A 17,907-nucleotide genomic window follows, 5' to 3' on the forward strand; every position below is an offset into this window, starting at 1 on the left:
CATGTCGATACGCCACGATGAACGCACAGCACGCCTCCGCATCGCAGGCCGACCGCGCCGCCCTCCTCGACAGGCTGGGCAAGCGCTCAATCGTGCTCGTCGGCCTGATGGGTGCGGGCAAGACCTCGATCGGCCGCAAGGTGGCGGCCACGCTCGGCCTGCCCTTCGTCGACAGCGACCACGAAATCGAGGACGTGTCGCGCATGACCATTCCCGAGCTGTTCGAGGCCTATGGCGAGCCGGAGTTCCGGGCGCTGGAGCAGCGGGTCATCGCCCGCATCCTGGAAACCGGGCCCAGGGTGCTGTCCACCGGCGGCGGCGCCTATATGAACGAACAGACGCGCGCGGCCATCGCGGGCCATGGCGTTTCGGTGTGGCTGAAGGCCGATCTCGACCTGCTCATGGAGCGGGTGTCGAAGAAGCAGAACCGGCCGCTGCTGCGCGACCCCGACCCGCGCGGCGTGCTGAGACGGCTGATGGACGAGCGCTACCCGGTGTATGCGCTGGCCGACGCCACGGTGGTGACCCGCGACGAATCCAAGGACGTGATCGCCGCCGAGGTCATCGAGGCGATCGGCCGGCATATGAAGGCTTCCAGCGAGGTGGACCAGTGAGCGAAGACGTAGCCGTGAGCGAAGATGTGAGGGTCGAGGTGGGGCTCGGCGAGCGGGCCTACGACATATTGATCGGGCCGGGCCTGGTCGCGCGCGCCGGGGCCGAGATCGGCCGGCGCCTGCCGGGCATCCGTGCCGCCATCGTCACAGACGAGAACGTGGCGCAGCGACACCTGGAGATGCTGAAGACCGGGCTCGACCGGGGCGGCATCGCGTCCTCCACCATCGTGCTGCCGGCGGGCGAGAAGACCAAGAGCTTCGCTGCCCTTCAGGAAGTGGTCGACGGCGTGCTGGCGGCGCGGCTGGAGCGCGGCGACGCGGTCATCGCCTTCGGCGGCGGCGTTATCGGCGACCTGGCCGGCTTTGCCGCCGGCATCGTGCGGCGCGGCATGAATTTCGTGCAGATGCCGACCTCGCTGCTGGCGCAGGTCGATTCCTCGGTCGGCGGCAAGACCGGCATCAACAGTGCGCGTGGCAAGAACCTGATCGGCGTGTTCCACCAGCCGAAGCTGGTGCTGGCCGACACCGCCGTGCTCGATACGCTGCCGATCCGCGAATTCCGCGCCGGCTATGCCGAGGTCGCCAAATACGGGCTGATCGACCGACCGGATTTCTTCGCCTGGCTGGAGGCGAACTGGCAGGAGGTGTTTGCCGGCGGGCCGGCCCGCATCGAGGCCATCGCGCAATCCTGCCGGGCCAAGGCTGACGTGGTGGCGCGCGACGAGTTCGAGACCGGCGACCGGGCGCTGCTCAATCTCGGCCACACCTTCGGCCATGCGCTGGAGGCGGCGGTGGCCTATGACGGCGCCCGCCTCGTCCACGGCGAGGGCGTGGCCATCGGCATGGCGCTGGCGCACCGCTTCTCGGCGCGCATGAACCTTGCCAGCCCCGACGATGCGGCCCGCGTCGAGGCCCATCTCAAGGCCGTCGGCCTGCCGTGGCGGATGGCCGACGTACCGGGCGGCCTGCCGGATGCCGACGCGCTGCTTTCCTTCATCGCGCAGGACAAGAAGGTCAGCCGCGGCGCGCTGACCTTCATCCTGACGCGCGGCATCGGCCAGTCCTTCATCGCCCGCGACGTGCCGGTCTCGGAGGTTCTGGCCTTCCTGAAGGAGAACCATCCGGGATGAAGGAAGCCGGCTGGATCGTCGCCCTGATACTGGCGGCGCTTGGCGCCGCCGCCTTCCTGCTGCGCCACAGGCTGGCGCGGGCCATCGGCTATGTGCGTGCCGACCAGGCCGGCGGCGAAGGGCGGCGCGAGGAAAGCCCGCGCGGCAACGGGGCGCGCTCGGACCGGCAATGGCTCGGCGAGCGCTTCGAGCTGGACGAGCTTGAAGTCTCCGACGTGATGGTCCACCGCACCAACATGCGCTCGGTCAATGCCGACAATCCGCCGGAAGCCATCGTGCGGGAAATCCTGCAAAGCCCCAACACCCGCATACCGCTGTGGCGCGGCTCGCTCGACAACATCGTCGGCGTGCTGCACGCCAAGGACGTGCTGCGCGCGCTGGACGAGGCCGGCAACGATCTTGCCCGCGTCGACCTGATGAAGTTCGCCGAGCGGCCGTGGTTCGTGCCCGACACCACCACCTTGCAGGAACAGCTCAACGCGTTTCTTAGGCGCAAGGCGCATTTCGCCATCGTCGTCGACGAATATGGCGAGGTCGAAGGGCTGGTGACGCTGGGCGACATCATCGAGGAGATCGTCGGCGAGATCGCCGACGAGGGCGACATCGACCTGGCCGGCGTGAAGAAGGAGGCCGACGGTTCGGTGGTGGTCGACGGCACCGTGCCGATCCGCGACCTCAACCGCGCCCTCGACTGGGACCTGCCCGACGAGGAGGCGACGACCATCGCCGGCCTCGTCATCCACGAGACGCAGTCTATTCCCGACGAGAAGCAGGCCTTCACCTTCCACGGCAAGCGCTTCGTGGTGATGAAGCGCGACAAGAACCGCATCGCGCGGCTGAGGATCAGGCCGGTATCCCTTGAGGCGGTGCCGCGGCCTGATCCGGAACGGACCTAGGCGCGGGCCAGAAATAGCGCCCGGCGAGGATGGCCAGCACCGCGCCTGCGATTTCGGCGGCGGCAAAGCCGAAAACGTGCTGCGGCAGAATGCCGGCCGGCGTGGCCGTGAGGGCGCGGACCAGCGTCATGGCCGGATTGGCGAAAGCGGTGGAGGCGGTGAACCAGTAGGCCGCGGCGATGTAGAGGCCGACGGCCGCCGGCACCACCGAAGGCCTGCGCGCCACGCAGCCGAGAATGACGAGGATCAGGCCGAAGGTCGCGATCGCCTCGGCCAGCCAATGGCCGGCGCCGGTGCGGGCGGTGACGGCCACTTGCAGAACCGGCAGCTCGAACATGGCGTGGGCGCTCCACAGGCCGATGGCGAAGCCGGCAAGCTGGGCGAGGCCGTAGGGAAGGACATCGCGCCATGCGAGCTGGCCGTTGGCGGAGAAGGCGAGGCTGACCACGGGGTTGAGATGGGCGCCCGAAACCGGCCCGAACAGCCAGATCAGCACCGTCAGCATGGCGCCGGCCGAGGTCGAGGTGACGAACAGCGCCATGGCGGGCGCGCCCGCCGCCAGCTTCGCGCCCATGATGCTGGTGCCGACGATGGTGGCCAGCAGGAATGCCGAGCCGACGACTTCGGCGGCCAGTCGCTTGCAGAGCGGTTCGTTCATGGCCTACCAGCGCACCTTCTCGCCGGGCGCCGCCGGTTCCACGGCCAGCGCGTGCAGCCCGGCGGCGATCTCGCCGGCCAGCGCCTCGTTGACGGCCCGGTGGCGCTCGACCCGGCTCATGCCGGCAAAGGCGGCGGCGACGATGCGCACCCGGAAATGGGTCTCGCCGGCGCCGTCGAAGGTTCCGTCGGAATCATGGTCGTGATGGCCGGCATGGAGGTGGCTTTCGTTGACGACGGCGAGCCGTTCGGGTGCAAAGGCCGCGTTCAGCTTCTCTTCGATCCGTGCCTGTCTGGACATCGTCCCGCCTCCTCACCATATGGCCCGTATCGCGCCATTTCGGGCTCGTAATACGAGCATTGCCGTCACACAATGCGCAAAATCGCGCATGATCCCTGCCGGCGAGGGGTTAGGGGCAGGAAAGCGCAAATGTCAATTCTTGTTTCGCGGCGGCGAAGGCTCCATAGATCGGGCAAATGAAACCGTATCCGAAATATTTCGATAAGATTCGCATCCGCCGCGACAAGGACGCGGAAGCGAAGACGCAGGCGCCGCTGTGCCAGTGGGACGGCTGCCGGGAGCCCGGCACCCATCGCGCCCCGGTCGGCCGCATGCGCGAGGGCGAGTATTTCCGCTTCTGCTTCGACCATGTGCGCGAGTACAACAAGAGCTTCAACTACTTCTCCGGCGTCTCGGATTCGGAGGTCGCCCGCTTCCAGAAGGAGGCGCTGACCGGCCATCGGCCGACCTGGAAGATGGGCGTCAACAACGCGGCCCGCTCGGCGCCGGATTTCGCCCAGATGCGCTCGGGGCGCGCCGGCTACTACAACCGCATGCGCGACCCGTTCAACATTTTCGGCACCGATCCCAACACGCCGCCGCGCCAGCGCAAGGCGCGCCCGCTGGAGGCCAAGGCGCTGGAGACGCTGGGCCTGACCGCCGAGGCGACGGCCAAGCAGATCAAGTCACGCTACAAGGAACTGGTCAAACGCCATCATCCTGACGCGAATGGGGGCGACAGAGGATCGGAAGACCGGTTCCGCGACGTGCTGCAGGCCTATCGCGTGCTCAAGCAGGCGGGCCTGTGCTGAAGCAGGGCCGCAGCGGGGCGTCCGGAAGGACGCACGACGCTGGAGCATCGGACCGGAAAGTGGAACGGCTTTCGGAATATTCCCGATGCTCAATTGAAGTGTTGGAGCGTCCTTCGTGCGTCCGGAAGGACGCACGGCGCTCCAATGACAGGGCCAGAGTGCTTTTCCAACTTTCATCCGGCTGGAAAAGGCTTTAAGACCGCCCCGGACAAACCATGATTACCGGCGAAGGCACGGACTTTCTTTCGCCTGCGGAGACGTTGGAAGCATCATGAACAAGGTCGAACGAGACATTGCCAACCTGCCGGATACCACGGTTTCGGTGAAGGATACTTTCGGGTTCGAGTCGAAGATGGTCGTGCCGGCCTATGCCGCGCCGAGCGAGCATGTGCCCGACGTCGATCCGGACTATCTGTTCGACCGGAACACCACCCTCGCCATCCTGGCGGGCTTCGCCTACAACCGCCGCGTGATGGTGTCGGGCTATCACGGCACCGGCAAGTCGACCCATATCGAGCAGGTCGCGGCGCGTCTCAACTGGCCGTGCGTGCGCGTCAACCTCGACAGCCATGTCAGCCGTATCGACCTGGTCGGCAAGGACGCCATCGTGCTGCAGGACGGCAAGCAGGTGACGGAATTCCGCGACGGCATCCTGCCCTGGGCCTATCAGCGCAACGTGGCGCTGTGCTTCGACGAATACGATGCGGGCCGCCCGGACGTGATGTTCGTCATCCAGCGCGTGCTGGAGGCTTCCGGCCGCCTGACCCTGCTCGACCAGAGCCGCGTCATCCGCCCGCACCCGGCCTTCCGCATCTTCGCCACCGCCAACACGGTCGGCCTCGGCGACACCACCGGCCTCTATCACGGCACGCAGCAGATCAACCAGGCGCAGATGGACCGCTGGTCGATCGTCACCACGCTGAACTACCTGCCGCACGACAACGAGGTGAACATCGTGCTGGCCAAGGCCAAGCACTACCGCACCGACAAGGGCCGCGACATCGTCAACAAGATGGTGCGGGTGGCCGACATGACGCGCTCGGCCTTCATCAACGGCGACCTGTCGACGGTGATGAGCCCGCGCACGGTCATCACCTGGGCCGAGAACGCGGAAATCTTCGAGGATGTCGGCATGGCCTTCCGCCTGACCTTCCTCAACAAGTGCGACGAGCTGGAGCGGCCCGTGGTGGCCGAGTTCTACCAGCGCGTGTTCGGGGAGGACCTGCCCGAAAGCGCGGCCAACGTCGTTCTGGGATGATCGGGAGGAGAAGGTGAGCTATCAGGGCGGCTGCCATTGCGGCAAGGTGCGGTTCAGCGTGGAGGTCGATCTTTCGAGCCCCATCACCTGCAACTGTTCCTACTGCGCCAAGCGCGGCAGCATCCTGGCCTTCACGCCGGCCGAGAACTTCACGCTGGAAAGCGGCGCGGCCGACCTCACCGACTATCGTTTCAACTCCAAAACCATCGAGCATCTGTTCTGCGCTTCCTGCGGCATGGAATCCTTCGCGCGCGGCGCCATGCCCGATGGCAAGAAGATGGTGGCGGTGAATGTGCGCTGCCTCGATGGCGTCGACCTCGATGCGCTTCAGCCGCATCAGGTGGACGGCCGTTCGCGCTGACAGGCAGGCAGGATCATGGCGGGGCCCGGCGACAACACGCGAAACAAACCCAAGTCCGGCGCTGAAACCGACGGTTTCAAGCGGGCCATGACGGTGGCCATGCGCGCCATCTCCAACGACCGGGAGATGGAGGTTTCCTTCGCCAAGGACAAGCCGGCCATGGCCGGCAACCGGGCGCGGCTGCCCGAGCTGCCGAAGAAGGCGACGGCGGCCGACATCGCGGTGACGCGCGGCATCGGCGATTCCATGGCGCTGCGCCGCGCCTGCCACGACCAGCGCATCCACACAAGGCTCGCCCCGGAAGGCAAGCAGGCGCGCGCCGTCTACGACGCCGTCGAGCAGGCCCGCGTCGAGGCGATCGGCGCGCGCGCCATGGCCGGCGTGGCCGGCAATATCGGCGCCATGCTGGAGGACAAATACGCCAAGGCCAATCTGGCCGAGGTGCGGGACAGGGACGAGGCGCCGCTGGAAGAGGCCGTGGCGCTTGTGGTGCGCGAGCGGCTGACCGGCCAGCCCGTGCCGAAGAGCGCCGAGCGGCTGGTGGAGCTGTGGCGCGGCTGGATCGAGGAGAAGGCCGGCGAGAGCCTTAATGGGCTCGGCGCCAGGCTGGAAGACCAGCAGGCGTTCGGCCGCGTGGTGCGCGACATGCTCGCCTCCATGAACATGGCCGAGGAATTCGAGGACGACGACGAGACGGAAGAAACCGAGGACGACCAGGAGGAGGAGCCGCAGGGCGGCGAGGATTCCGAGGAAGGCGGCGAGGAAGATTCCGGCTCCGAGGAAGCCCAGGCCGAGGATGCCGCCGCTTCCGAGGAGGACCAGTCGCAGGCCGAGGCGGAAGCCGACGACGCCATGTCCGAGGACCTGTCGGACGACGACGATGCCGACGCCGAAAATCCCGGCGAGGCCCGGCGCGGCGACAATCCCTTCGCCAATCTGGCCAGGGACATGGACTACAAGGTCTATACGACCCAGTTCGACGAGACCGTCGGCGCCGAGGAGCTGTGCGAGGAGGAGGAGCTGGACCGGCTGCGCGCCTTCCTCGACAAGCAGCTCGCCAATCTTCAGGGCGTGGTCGGCCGGCTGGCCAACCGCCTGCAGCGCCGCCTGATGGCGCAGCAGAACCGCTCCTGGGACTTCGACCTCGAGGAAGGCTATCTCGATCCGGCGCGGCTGGTGCGCGTGGTCATCGATCCCATGCAGCCGCTCTCCTTCAAGCAGGAGCGCGACACCAAGTTCCGCGACACGGTGGTGACGCTGGTGCTCGACAATTCGGGCTCGATGCGCGGCCGCCCGATCACGGTGGCGGCCACCTGCGCCGACATCCTCGCCCGCACGCTGGAACGCTGCGGCGTTTCGGTGGAAATCCTCGGCTTCACCACGCGTGCCTGGAAAGGCGGGCAGGCGCGGGAAAAATGGCTGAAGGACGGCAAGCCGGCCAATCCCGGCCGCCTCAACGACCTGCGCCACATCGTCTACAAGTCGGCCGACGCACCGTGGCGCCGCGCGCGCCGCAATCTCGGCCTGATGATGCGCGAGGGGCTGCTGAAGGAGAACATCGACGGCGAGGCGCTGTTGTGGGCGCATCAGCGGCTGATGGCGCGGCCCGAGCAGCGCAAGATCCTGATGATGATCTCGGACGGCGCGCCGGTCGACGATTCGACGCTGTCGGTCAATCCGGGCAACTATCTGGAGCGGCATCTGCGCGCCGTCATCGACCTGGTCGAGACGCGCTCGCCGGTCGAGCTTCTGGCCATCGGCATCGGCCATGACGTCACCCGCTACTACCGCCGCGCCGTCACCATCGTCGATGCGGAGGAACTGGCCGGCGCCATGACCGAGCAGCTTGCCGGCCTGTTCGAGGAGGAAAGCGGGCACGGCCGCGGCGGCTTGCGGCGGGCCTCCTGATGCGCGGCTTCGCCTTTTCCTGATGCCCCCTCGCCCGGCGTCCGCTGCGTCGTTGTGCCTCCTGTGTGGACTGGTCCTCGCCATTGTGCTTGCGGCGGGCGCGCCGGCCCCGGTACTGGCCGATCCCGCTCCGATGCAGGCGGTCGAGGTTTCCTCCCGGCCGATCTCCCGCTTCCATATCGGCCGTGACGAGAGCCGCTTCGGCCCGCTGGAGTTCGTCGGCGGGCTGGAGATGACGGCGCCGGCCCGTGCGTTCGGCGGCATCTCCTCGATGCGTTTCCTCGCGCCCGGCAGCGATTTCATGGCGGTGACCGACACCGGCATGTGGCTGTTCGGCAGGATCGCGCGCGACGCGGACGGCAGGCCGTCCGGGCTCGAGCAAGTGCGCATGCAGCACATGGCCGACGCGACCGGCAATGCCATACTCGACAAATGGGAAGTGGACGCCGAGGGGCTTGCGGTGCGGGACGGCGAGGCCGTCGTCGGGTTCGAGCGCCGGCATCGTATCAGCCGCTTCCGCATCGCGCCGCAGGGCATGCAGGCGGCGACCGGCACCATCGACTTTCTCGTGCCCGCCCATGAGTTGCGCCAGAACCGCGGCTTCGAGACCCTCGCCTATGCGCCGGCTTCGGGTCCGCTGAAGGGAGTGCTGGTGGCGGTCACCGAAAAGAGCCTCGACAGGCAGGGCAACATCTTCGCCGCCGTGACCGATGGGCCGGGGAAAGGCATCTTCACCGTTCGTCGCCACGAAGGCTTCGACATCACCGACGGCGCTTTCCTGCCGGATGGCGACCTGCTTCTCCTGGAGCGCAGCTATACGATCATGAGCGGCGTGGGCATGCGGCTGCGGCGCATTGCCGGCGACAGCATCGGCAAGGGCGCGCTGGTCGACGGGCCGGTGCTGCTGCAGGCCGACATGGCCTACCAGATCGACAATATGGAAGCGCTCGACGTGTGGCGGCGCGGCAACGGCGCCACCATGGTGTCGATGATGTCGGACGACAACACGTCGATCCTCCAGCGCAATCTCTATCTTGAGTTCGTGCTGCACGAAGACTGACCGACGCCGGGCTGGCTCAGATGACGTTGAGTTCGCGGAACGGGCGGCCTTCGGCGATGCGCCGGTAGGAGAACACCGAGCAGTCGAGCGTGCGGTATGCGCCATGCACGATCAGCTCGGCCAGCGCCTTGCCGACGGCGGGCGCCTGTTGCAGGCCGTGGCCGGAAAAGCCGTTGGCGAAGATGAAATTCGCCACCTGCGGATGCGGGCCGATCACCGCGTTCTGGTCGAGCACGTTGTAATCGTAGTGGCCGACCCAGGCGCGCGTCATCTTGATCGCCTCGAAGGCGGGGATGCGGGTGGCCAGCACCGGCCAGATCTCGTTCTCGAACAGGCCCCAGTCGGGCTCGAAATCGGCGGGGTCGGCGGCCTGCTCGCCCGCTTCGTCCTCGGCGCCGCCGGTGATGTAGACCGAGCCTTCCGGGCGCACATAGATGCCGGAAGGGTCGACCAGCAGCGGCATGTCGCCATAGCGCTCGCGCGCCTCGAACACGAAGACGTTGCGCTTGCGCGGTTCCACCGGCAGCTCGATGCCGGCGAGCGCCGCGACCTTGCCGGCATTCGGCCCGGCGGCGTTGACGACAATGCCGGCCTCCAGCCTTTCGCCGGTGTCGAGGGTCACCGAGGTAACCTCGTCGTCCTGCCGTTCGATGGCCGCGACCGAGGCGGTGACGAAATCCACCTTCATGCCGCGCAGCGCCTTGCGGAACAGGGAGAGATAGGCGTGGGCGTCGAACCAGCCCTCGCCGCTGACCCCGTAAGCGCCGGCAGCGATGCCCTCGCTGGACAGCCACGGGAAGCGCCTCATCAGGGCTTCGGCATCCTCCAGCGCGATGTCGGCCCCTTCGGCCAGTTGCACATCGTGATTGGCCTTGAGCACCGGCAGCCCCTCCTCCGAGGCGAGGATCAGATAGCCGCCCTCGCGGAAGCCGATGTCGGCCTCGTCGCCGAACTCCTCCTTCAGCCGGCGGAACAGGTCGAGCGTGAAGCGCGACAGGCGGATGTTCTCGGCGATCGAGAATTGCTGGCGGATCGAGGCGGCCGACAGCGTCGTGGCGGAATGGGTGAATTGCGGGTCGCGCTCGATAAGCGCGATCGATCCCGCAAACCCTTCCTTGCGCAGATAATAGGCGAGCGAAGCGCCCATGATCGCGCCGCCGATGATGACGATGTCGTATTTCGCCATGATGCGATTCCCGATTTGCCTTTGCCGATCAATGCAGCTTTGCTCGCCTGGAGCGGCATTCTCCGGAACGCCGCTGCTTCAGCCTGTTTATCTGCCGCATTTGTGCAACGCCAGACGATTCCGTCAGGCTGCAAAATGCTCTTGCCGCAAGCTCTTGCAAGGGCCAGCGCGGCCGGGCAAGAAGACCAGATGACCGAGATGCAAAACCGCCCCCGCCGTTCCGTGCTGTATGTGCCCGCCGTCAACGACAAGGCGCTGGCCAAGATCAGGCAGCTGCCCTGCGATGCCGTTATCGTGGATCTGGAAGATTCGGTTTCGCCGGACCAGAAGGCGGTGGCGCGGCGGAAGCTGTCCGGCATCTTCGCCGCCCGTCCGCAGCGCGCCGAGATGGTGGTGCGCATCAATGCCCTGTCGAGCGAATGGGGCGCCGACGACCTCGCCGCGGTGATTGCCTGCAAGCCGGACGCCATCCTGCTGCCCAAGGTGGACACGGCGCGCGACGTGCTGGAAGCGAATGACCGACTGGACGAGGCCGATGAGGACGCGGCCATTGGCCTGTGGGCGATGATCGAGACGCCGAGGGCGCTGATGAACAGCGGCGCGATCGCCGAGCTTGGGCGCGATCCCGCCTCGCGGCTTTCCTGCTTCGTGATCGGAACGAACGATATCGCCAAGGAAACCGGCGTGGCGCTTACGCCTGACCGGCGCTATGTCACGCCATGGCTGATGCAGATATTGCTGGCCGCACGCGCCGGCGGGCTCGACATGCTCGACGGCGTCTACAACGACTTCCGCGATGCCGACGGTTTTGCCCGTGAGTGCTCGGAAGCGGCGAATATGGGTTTCGACGGCAAGACGCTGATCCACCCGGCCCAGATCGAGGCGGCCAATGCGGCCTTCGCGCCGTCCGAAGCGGCGCTCGCCGCGGCGCGCGCCATAAGGGAAGCGTTCGCCCGGCCGGAAAACCGGGACAGGGGCGTCATCGCCCTGAACGGGCGCATGGTCGAGCGCCTGCATCTGGCGCAGGCCGAAAAACTTCTGGCGAAAGCGGCTGCCATCGGGGCATGATCTTCGCCCACGATCCCGCCTATGTTCCCTGGCGACGCCACCACAGGACGAACCCATGCGACTCTACCGTTTCCTCACCGCCGTCGACGACGCCAGCTTCTGCCACAAGGTGACGGCGGCGCTGAACAAGGGCTGGCATCTCTACGGCTCGCCGACCTATGCCTATGACGCCGGGCAGCAGACCATGCGCTGCGGCCAGGCCGTGGTGAAGGATATCGAGGGCCAGGACTATGTGGCGGGCGAGACGAAACTGAGCGACTGGTAGGAAAAAAGCGAGCGATACGCCCTATTCGGCCGCCGCCTCGATGCGCTCCATGTCGTCGTCGGAGAGGCCGAAATGGTGGCCGATCTCGTGGATCAGCACATGGGTGATGATGTCGCCCAGCGTCTCCTCGTTCTCGGCCCAGTAGTCGAGGATGGCGCGGCGGTAGAGGGTGATGCGGTTGGGCCCTTCGCCCGTGGCCGGGTTCCAGCGCTCGGCGATGCCACGCCCCTCGAACAGGCCGAGCAGGTCGAAAGGCGTTTCCAGCGCCAGGTCGTCCATGATCTCGTCGGTGGGGAATTCGGCCACCTGGATGACGATCTCACCGGTCAGGGTACGGAATTCGTCCGGCAGATGCGCATAGGCCTCCAGCGCCAGCAGCTCCAGTTCCTCCAGTGAGGGCGAGAGTTCGCCGTGCCAGGTGCGGGTCTTGTAGATGCGGGCCATGCTTCGTCCTTCTTTCCCGCGGCATATAGGCTTTTGCGCGGGACTCGGCAAACGCTGATGCGTGCCGGCAAAGAAGGGGAGGAATAAATTCTCCTCAGGCGCCGCTTGACTCTTCCGCGCAGCTCTGGAATCCATAAGAACATAACAGGAACAAATAAGGAGATCGACCGTCATGGCGAGCCGCGCCGTGGCGCGGGAGGCTGTTTTTGCCCTGCGCCGGGAAATCGCGAGGATCGAAGGAACGCTGCCGCAACGCCTTGAAGGCCAGGCAGGAGAAGCCGAGGCTGCCCAGCAGGGTGCGCGCCTGCGCCTCGGCATCGATGGTTTCGACGCTCTGCTCGGCGGCGGGCTGATGCGCGCGGCACTGACCGAGATCCATGGCTGCGAGACGCGCGATGCCGGCGCGGTTGCGGGCTTCACGCTGGCCTTGGTGGCCCGGTTGCTGCGGGAGGTCCCGGAACCGGGGCTGGTGTTGTGGGCGGGCACGGTGGAGGTGTTCCGCGAAGCCGGCTTGCCGCATGCTGCGGGCCAGCACGCGCTGTTCGGCCTTGCGCCGGAGCGGCTTGTGCTGGCGCAGGTGCCCAGGCTCGCCGATGCGCTGTGGGTGGCGGAGGAGGCGATCCCGCTGCAAAGGCTGGCGGCCGTGGTGGTGGAGGCGCGCGGCAACCCGGAAAAACTCGATCTGACCGCGACGCGCCGCCTGCACCGCCGGGCGCAGGCGGCCGGCCGGCCGGTGCTGCTCCTGCGCCAGGCGGCCCAGCCCGAGGCCACCGCCGCCCCGGTGCGCCTCGTCGTTGCGCCGGCCGCGTCCGGGCAGCGCAGCACCCTTGCCGGTCCGCTCGACGGCTCGATCGGACGGCCCGCCTTCACCGTCTCGGTCGACAAATGTCCGGCCGCCTTGCCCGGCCTGTTCACACTGGAGTGGAATTCCGATGAGTGCCTGTTCACCGAAAGAGCAAAGTCGCAAAACCGGGCAGCGGATCCTGTCGCTGTGGTTTCCCTATCTGGCTGCCGAGCGGGTCCTGCGCCGGCGGCTGGGCAGGTCGTGGCGTTCCGCAGGCAAGGCGCACCCGCCGCTGGTGCTGAGCATACACCAGAACAACACGACGCAGGTCGCGGCCCTCGACGCGCGGGCTGAGGCGCTCGGCCTGAAGCGCGGCATGGGGTTGGCCGAAGCGCGCGCCATGCACCCCTCCATCGCTGTGGCCGAGGCCGACCGGCAGGGCGAGCGCCGCCTTCTGGAAGGACTTGCCGACTGGTGCGACCGCTACACGCCGCTGGTGGCGCTGGACGGCGAGGACGGGCTGTTCCTCGACGTGACCGGCTGCACGTCGCTGTTCGGCGGCGAAAAAGCGATGCTGAACGGCATGCTGGCCCGGTTTTTCGAACAGGGGTTCGAAGTCCGCGCCGGCCTTGCCTCCACGGCGGGGGCCGCATGGGCGGCGGCGCGTTTTTTTGGCCGGCTCGTGGCTGCGCCGGGACAGGAAAGGGAAGTGCTGGCGCCGCTGCCGCCGCAGGCGCTGCGTCTCGAAAGCCCGCTCTGCACGGGGCTCGACAGCGTGGGCCTGCGCAGCGTGGCCGACATCATGACGGCTCCGCGCGCCCCGCTCGCCCGCCGCTTCGGCCGGACGCTGCTGATGCGCCTCGACCAGGCGCTCGGCCGCATCGACGAGGCGGTGTCGCCGCGCCTGCCGGTGGCGTCGCTGTCGGTGGAGCGGCAACTGGCCGAGCCGGTCGTGCTCACCGAGGATGTCGAGCGGCTGGCCCAGATGCTGGCCGAGGCGCTGAGGCGCGATCTGGAACGGCGCGGCGAAGGGGCGCGGCGACTCGGCCTTTCCCTGTTCAGGGTCGACGGGGCCGTCAGCCGCATCGCCGTTTCCACCTCCCTGCCGTTGCGCGATCCCGGCAAGATCCACAATCTGTTCCGCGAGAAGCTCGCCGCCATCGCCGATGATTTCGACGCCGGCTACGGTTTCGATCTGGTGCGTCTGGCCGCCTTCGCGACCGCGCCCTTCGACATGCGCCAGACCGACCTTGCCGGCGAGGCGAGCACCGCACAGGATGATCTGGCGCTGTTCGCGGACCGGGTGCGAGCCCGGCTTGGGGCCGGCGCGATGATGCGGCCCGTGCCGGTCGAAAGCCATCTGCCGGAGCGTGCGGTCGCCCTGCGGCCGTTCACCGGGGAGGCCCGGCCGCCCGCTTCCGGGCGCGGGCGGCCGCTTGTGCCTGCGGCGCGGGTGGTGCCGTCTCACATGCCCGCGCGCCCGATCCGCCTGTTCGGCCAGCCGGAGCCGGTGGAAGTGCCGGCCACCGAAATGCCGGAAGGGCCGCCGCTGCGCTTCCGCTGGCGGCGGGCCGTGCACAAGGTGGTGCGCGCCGAGGGGCCGGAGCGCATCGCGTCCGAATGGTGGCATGGCGCCGCGGATACGCCGACCCGCGATTATTACCGCGTCGAGGACAGCGAAGGCCGTCGCTACTGGCTGTTCCGGCAAGGGCTGCATGAGGCCGGCCAGCCGTCGCCGCACTGGTTCCTGCACGGGCTTTTCGCATGAGCGCTTCTCCTGCCGGAAGCGGCCCGCCCGCCTATATCGAGTTCGGCGTGCAGTCGAATTTCTCGTTCCTGCGCGGTGCGTCGCGGCCGGAAGAGCTGGTCGTGGCTGCCTGCGTGCTCGGCCATGCCGGCATGGGGCTGGCCGACCGCAACACGGTGGCGGGCGTGGTGCGGGCGTGGAGCCAGTCCAAGGCGATCCGGTTTTCGACAAAAGACGAGCCCCGCACCCTGCCCTGTCATCCCGGCTGCCGGCTGGTCTTCGCCGACGGCACGCCGGACGTGCTCGCCTACCCGCAGGACCGCACGGGCTGGGGGCATCTGTGCCGGCTGCTGACGACAGGCAATCTGCGCGAGGAAAGCGAAAAGGGTGCGCCGCTGCTTTATCTCGACGACCTGATGGAATGGGGCGACAACATCTCGCTCGCCATCCTGCCCGATCCGCTTGCCCCCGATCCGCTTGCCCCCGATCCACTTGCCACAGAATCCGGCACGCTTCCCCTGCTCGCCCGGCTGAGGGACCGTTTCGGGGAAAATCTGTGGCTGGCCGTGGCGCCCGACTATCGCGGCAACGACCGCTTCCGGCTGGCGCAGGCCGCGGCTCTCGCCGATGCCGCCGGCCTGCCGCTGATGGCAACCAACGACGTGCTCTACCACACCGCAGAACGGCGGCCCTTGCAGGACGTGCTCACCGCGATCCGTCTCAAGACGACCGTGGCCGAGGCGGGCTTCGAGCTTGCCGCCAATGCCGAGCGCCATCTGAAACCGCCGGCCGAGATGGCGCGGCTGTTCAGAGCCTGTCCGCAGGCACTGGCCGAGACGCTGCGCTTTGCCGGCACGCTGTCCTTCTCGCTTTCCGAATTGAAGCACAACTATCCCGAGGAGACGACAGAGGCGGGCACGGACCCGCAGACGGAACTGGAAAGGCTGACATGGCAAGGCGCGCAAAAACGCTATCCGGACGGCATCCCTGAAAAGGTGAAGGAGCTGATCCGGCATGAACTCGGCATTGTCGGCCTCAAGAAATACGCATCCTATTTTCTTACCGTCAACGACATCGTCCGCTTCGCCCGCGAGAAGGCCGACATCTTGTGCCAGGGGCGCGGTTCGGCCGCCAATTCGGTCATCTGCTACTGCCTCGGCATTACGGAAGTCGACCCTAATCTGACCGAGGTGCTGTTCGAACGCTTCGTCTCGACCGAGCGCGACGAGCCGCCCGACATCGACGTCGATTTCGAACATGAACGGCGCGATGAGGTCATGGCCTATATCTATGAGAAATACAGCGCCAGGCGCACAGCCCTCGCCGCCGCCGTGGTCAGCTATCGCGGCCGCTCGGCGCTGCGCGAGGTGGCCAAGGCCATGGGCCTGTCGCAGGATGTGCAGGGGGCGCTGTCCGGCTCGATCTGGGGCTGGTGGTCCTCCAGGCTTGGCGAGAAGGAGGCGAAGGCCGGCGGCCTCGACAAGACCGATCCTCTGGCCGGGCAGGTGATCGACCTTGCCAATGCGATCATGGGCTTTCCGCGCCATCTGTCGCAGCATGTCGGCGGCTTCGTCATCACCCGCGACCGGCTCGACGAGATCGTGCCCATCGTCAAGACGGCGATGGACGAGCGCAAGATGGTGGAGTGGGACAAGGACGATCTCGACGCCGTCGGCATCTTGAAGGTCGACGTGCTGGCGCTCGGCATGCTGACCTGCCTGAAGCGCGCCTTCAACCTGCTCGAGGACCATTACCGGGTGCGCGACTCCCATGGCCGGCCGATCACGCTGGCGACCATGCGCAAGGAAGACCCGCGCGTCTACGACATGATCTGCCGGGCCGATACGCTGGGCGTCTTTCAGGTTGAATCGCGCGCCCAGATGTCGATGCTGCCGCGCCTGAAGCCGCGCAAGTTCTACGACCTCGTCATCGAGGTTGCGATCGTACGCCCCGGCCCGATCCAGGGCGACATGGTGCACCCCTATCTGCGCCGGCGTGAAGGCAAGGAGAAGGTCGACTATCCGAGCGAGGAGTTGAAGAAGATCCTCGTCAGGACGCTGGGCGTGCCCCTTTTTCAAGAGCAGGCGATGAAGATCGCCATCGATGCCGGCGGCTTTACGCCGGGCGAGGCGGACCAGTTGCGGCGCGCCATGGCGACCTTCCGCCGCAACGGGACCATTGGCAATTACGAGAAACGCATGATCGACGGCATGGTGGCGAACAACTATCCGAAGGAATTCGCCGAGCGCTGCTTCAAGCAGATCGAGGGCTTCGGTGATTATGGCTTTCCCGAAAGCCATGCCGCCTCCTTCGCCCTGCTGGTCTATGCCTCCTGCTGGTTCAAGGCCTTTTATCCGGACGTCTTTTGCGTGGCGATCCTCAACTCCCAGCCCATGGGGTTCTACAAGCCGGCCCAGCTCATCCGCGATGCGGCCGAGCACGGTGTCGAAATCCGGCCCGTCGACATCAACGCTTCCGGCTGGGAGTGCACACTGGAAAAGGCCGCGTTCGATCCGGCGCGGGTTTCGGAACGCCATGTCGAAATGCGCCGCACCATCCGCACCATGCATGCGGTGCGCATGGGCTTCAACCAGATCAAGGGGCTTGGACAGGAGCGCATGGAAGCCTTCGTCGCCCGGCGCGGCGACGGCTATGTTTCGGTGCGTGACGTGTGGCTGCGTTCCGGGCTGGATACGGGCGAGATCGGCAAGCTGGCCGAGGCGGACGCCTTCCGCTCGATCGGCCTCGACCGGCGCGCAGCCCTGTGGGCGGTGCGGGCGCTCGATGCCAAGAGCGCGGTGGAAAGCCTGCCGCTGTTCGACCGGCCGGGCCTCGACCTGCCGGACCGGGAACCGGTCACCCGCCTTCCCGCCATGCGGCCGGGCGAGCAGGTGGTGCACGACTATCGCAGTCTCGGCCTGTCGCTGAAGGCCCATCCGGTCGGTTTCCTGCGGGCGCGGCTGGAGCGGGCGGGCGTGACGCCCAATGCGCGGCTGGGGGCATTGATGGATGGCGTGCGCGTCACCGTGGCCGGGCTGGTGCTGGTACGGCAGCGGCCGGGCAAGGGCAATGCCATCTTCCTGACGCTGGAGGACGAGGCGGCGATCGCCAACATCGTGGTGTGGCCGCGCATATTCGAGCGCCACCGGGCGGCGATCATGGGCGGGCGCTTCGTGCGCGTCACCGGCAAGCTGCAATCCGAAACGGGCGTCATCCATATCATCGCCGACCGGATCGAGGACCTCTCGTCATGGCTGGGGATCCTGCTCGACGAGGGGGTGGGCGGCACATCCGCCCCGGATGGCGACAGCATGCGCCGCCCGGTGGAGCGTGCCGGCAGGAACCCGCAGGCGCTGGCCCGCAGCGCGCGTGACGTCATGCCCAAGGGCCGCAATTTCCAGTAAAGCATGTCGCCCGAAAGTGGGAACCGGTTTCGG

17 protein-coding genes are annotated in these 17,907 nt (G+C 67.2%); 13 read left to right on the top strand and 4 right to left on the bottom strand.

Translation table 11 applies throughout. The features are described from left to right. Nucleotides 1-17: 17 nt before the first annotated feature. The 3 genes from ABID37_RS05720 to ABID37_RS05730 are packed head-to-tail and all read left to right on the top strand — an operon-like array spanning nt 18 to nt 2,640. Nucleotides 18-614: a shikimate kinase gene (locus ABID37_RS05720; RefSeq protein ID WP_354193199.1), complete on the top strand. Its 597-nt coding sequence runs from the start codon at nt 18-20 to the stop codon at nt 612-614. Continuing rightward, nucleotides 611-1,744: a 3-dehydroquinate synthase gene (gene aroB, locus ABID37_RS05725; RefSeq protein ID WP_354193200.1), complete on the top strand. Its 1,134-nt coding sequence runs from the start codon at nt 611-613 to the stop codon at nt 1,742-1,744. Before ABID37_RS05720 ends, aroB begins: the two co-directional genes overlap by 4 nt. Beyond that, a complete protein-coding gene (locus ABID37_RS05730) occupies nt 1,741-2,640 on the top strand; it encodes a transporter associated domain-containing protein (protein ID WP_354193202.1) in 900 nt (299 codons plus the stop codon). Before aroB ends, ABID37_RS05730 begins: the two co-directional genes overlap by 4 nt. Here ABID37_RS05730 and ABID37_RS05735 read toward each other — a convergent pair. Both ABID37_RS05735 and ABID37_RS05740 read right to left on the bottom strand, forming a co-directional pair. Beyond that, nucleotides 2,588-3,298, bottom strand: a complete 711-nt coding sequence (locus ABID37_RS05735) for an aquaporin (protein WP_354193203.1) — start codon at nt 3,296-3,298, stop codon at nt 2,588-2,590. The genes ABID37_RS05730 and ABID37_RS05735 overlap by 53 nt on opposite strands. Nucleotides 3,299-3,301: 3 nt before the next feature. Further along, entirely contained in the window at nt 3,302-3,598 is a 297-nt protein-coding gene (locus ABID37_RS05740) for a BolA family protein (RefSeq protein WP_354193204.1), read from the bottom strand. 176 nt (nt 3,599-3,774) lie between these two features. On the opposite strand from ABID37_RS05740, the gene ABID37_RS05745 reads away from it, so the two are divergent. The 5 genes from ABID37_RS05745 to ABID37_RS05765 all read left to right on the top strand — a co-directional run bounded on the left by ABID37_RS05745 (nt 3,775) and on the right by ABID37_RS05765 (nt 8,976). Further along, a complete protein-coding gene (locus ABID37_RS05745) occupies nt 3,775-4,389 on the top strand; it encodes a J domain-containing protein (RefSeq protein WP_354193205.1) in 615 nt (204 codons plus the stop codon). Between the two features lie 271 nt (nt 4,390-4,660). Continuing rightward, nucleotides 4,661-5,647, top strand: coding sequence for a cobaltochelatase subunit CobS (gene cobS, locus ABID37_RS05750; RefSeq protein ID WP_354193207.1), 987 nt, complete (start codon nt 4,661-4,663; stop codon nt 5,645-5,647). Nucleotides 5,648-5,660: 13 nt separating this feature from the next. Further along, nucleotides 5,661-6,008: a GFA family protein gene (locus ABID37_RS05755; RefSeq protein WP_354193208.1), complete on the top strand. Its 348-nt coding sequence runs from the start codon at nt 5,661-5,663 to the stop codon at nt 6,006-6,008. Between the two features lie 15 nt (nt 6,009-6,023). After that, nucleotides 6,024-7,916, top strand: coding sequence for a cobaltochelatase subunit CobT (cobT, locus tag ABID37_RS05760; protein ID WP_354193209.1), 1,893 nt, complete (start codon nt 6,024-6,026; stop codon nt 7,914-7,916). Between the two features lie 22 nt (nt 7,917-7,938). After that, nucleotides 7,939-8,976: an esterase-like activity of phytase family protein gene (locus ABID37_RS05765; protein ID WP_354193210.1), complete on the top strand. Its 1,038-nt coding sequence runs from the start codon at nt 7,939-7,941 to the stop codon at nt 8,974-8,976. A gap of 16 nt (nt 8,977-8,992) precedes the next feature. Here ABID37_RS05765 and ABID37_RS05770 read toward each other — a convergent pair whose 3' ends face one another. Then, the gene (locus tag ABID37_RS05770) at nt 8,993-10,162 is read right to left on the bottom strand and encodes an NAD(P)/FAD-dependent oxidoreductase (RefSeq protein WP_354193211.1); all 1,170 of its coding nucleotides are present in this window, start codon (nt 10,160-10,162) and stop codon (nt 8,993-8,995) included. Between the two features lie 189 nt (nt 10,163-10,351). On the opposite strand from ABID37_RS05770, the gene ABID37_RS05775 reads away from it, so the two are divergent. Together ABID37_RS05775 and ABID37_RS05780 are read left to right on the top strand one after the other, a co-directional pair. After that, nucleotides 10,352-11,230: an HpcH/HpaI aldolase/citrate lyase family protein gene (locus tag ABID37_RS05775; RefSeq protein ID WP_354193213.1), complete on the top strand. Its 879-nt coding sequence runs from the start codon at nt 10,352-10,354 to the stop codon at nt 11,228-11,230. Nucleotides 11,231-11,285: 55 nt separating this feature from the next. Beyond that, the gene (locus ABID37_RS05780; protein ID WP_354193214.1) at nt 11,286-11,495 is read left to right on the top strand and encodes a DUF1737 domain-containing protein; all 210 of its coding nucleotides are present in this window, start codon (nt 11,286-11,288) and stop codon (nt 11,493-11,495) included. 21 nt (nt 11,496-11,516) lie between these two features. Here the strand turns inward: ABID37_RS05780 and ABID37_RS05785 are convergent, their stop codons facing one another. Next, nucleotides 11,517-11,939, bottom strand: a complete 423-nt coding sequence (locus ABID37_RS05785) for a metallopeptidase family protein (RefSeq protein ID WP_354193215.1) — start codon at nt 11,937-11,939, stop codon at nt 11,517-11,519. 172 nt (nt 11,940-12,111) lie between these two features. Between ABID37_RS05785 and ABID37_RS05790 the strand changes: the two genes are divergently transcribed. From ABID37_RS05790 to ABID37_RS05800, 3 genes are read left to right on the top strand one after another with little or no spacing between them, the layout of a single operon-like run. Next, on the top strand, nt 12,112-13,077 hold the full coding sequence (locus tag ABID37_RS05790) for an ImuA family protein (protein ID WP_354193216.1): 966 nt from the start codon (nt 12,112-12,114) through the stop codon (nt 13,075-13,077). Continuing rightward, a complete protein-coding gene (locus tag ABID37_RS05795) occupies nt 13,019-14,491 on the top strand; it encodes a Y-family DNA polymerase (RefSeq protein WP_354193217.1) in 1,473 nt (490 codons plus the stop codon). Before ABID37_RS05790 ends, ABID37_RS05795 begins: the two co-directional genes overlap by 59 nt. Beyond that, complete coding sequence (locus ABID37_RS05800; protein ID WP_354193219.1) at nt 14,488-17,874, top strand: error-prone DNA polymerase; 3,387 nt, start codon at nt 14,488-14,490, stop codon at nt 17,872-17,874. Before ABID37_RS05795 ends, ABID37_RS05800 begins: the two co-directional genes overlap by 4 nt. Nucleotides 17,875-17,907: the final 33 nt, after the last annotated feature.

Source organism: Aquamicrobium terrae, assembly GCF_040545735.1.
GTDB classification, from domain to species: Bacteria; Pseudomonadota; Alphaproteobacteria; order Rhizobiales; family Rhizobiaceae; genus Mesorhizobium; species Mesorhizobium terrae_A.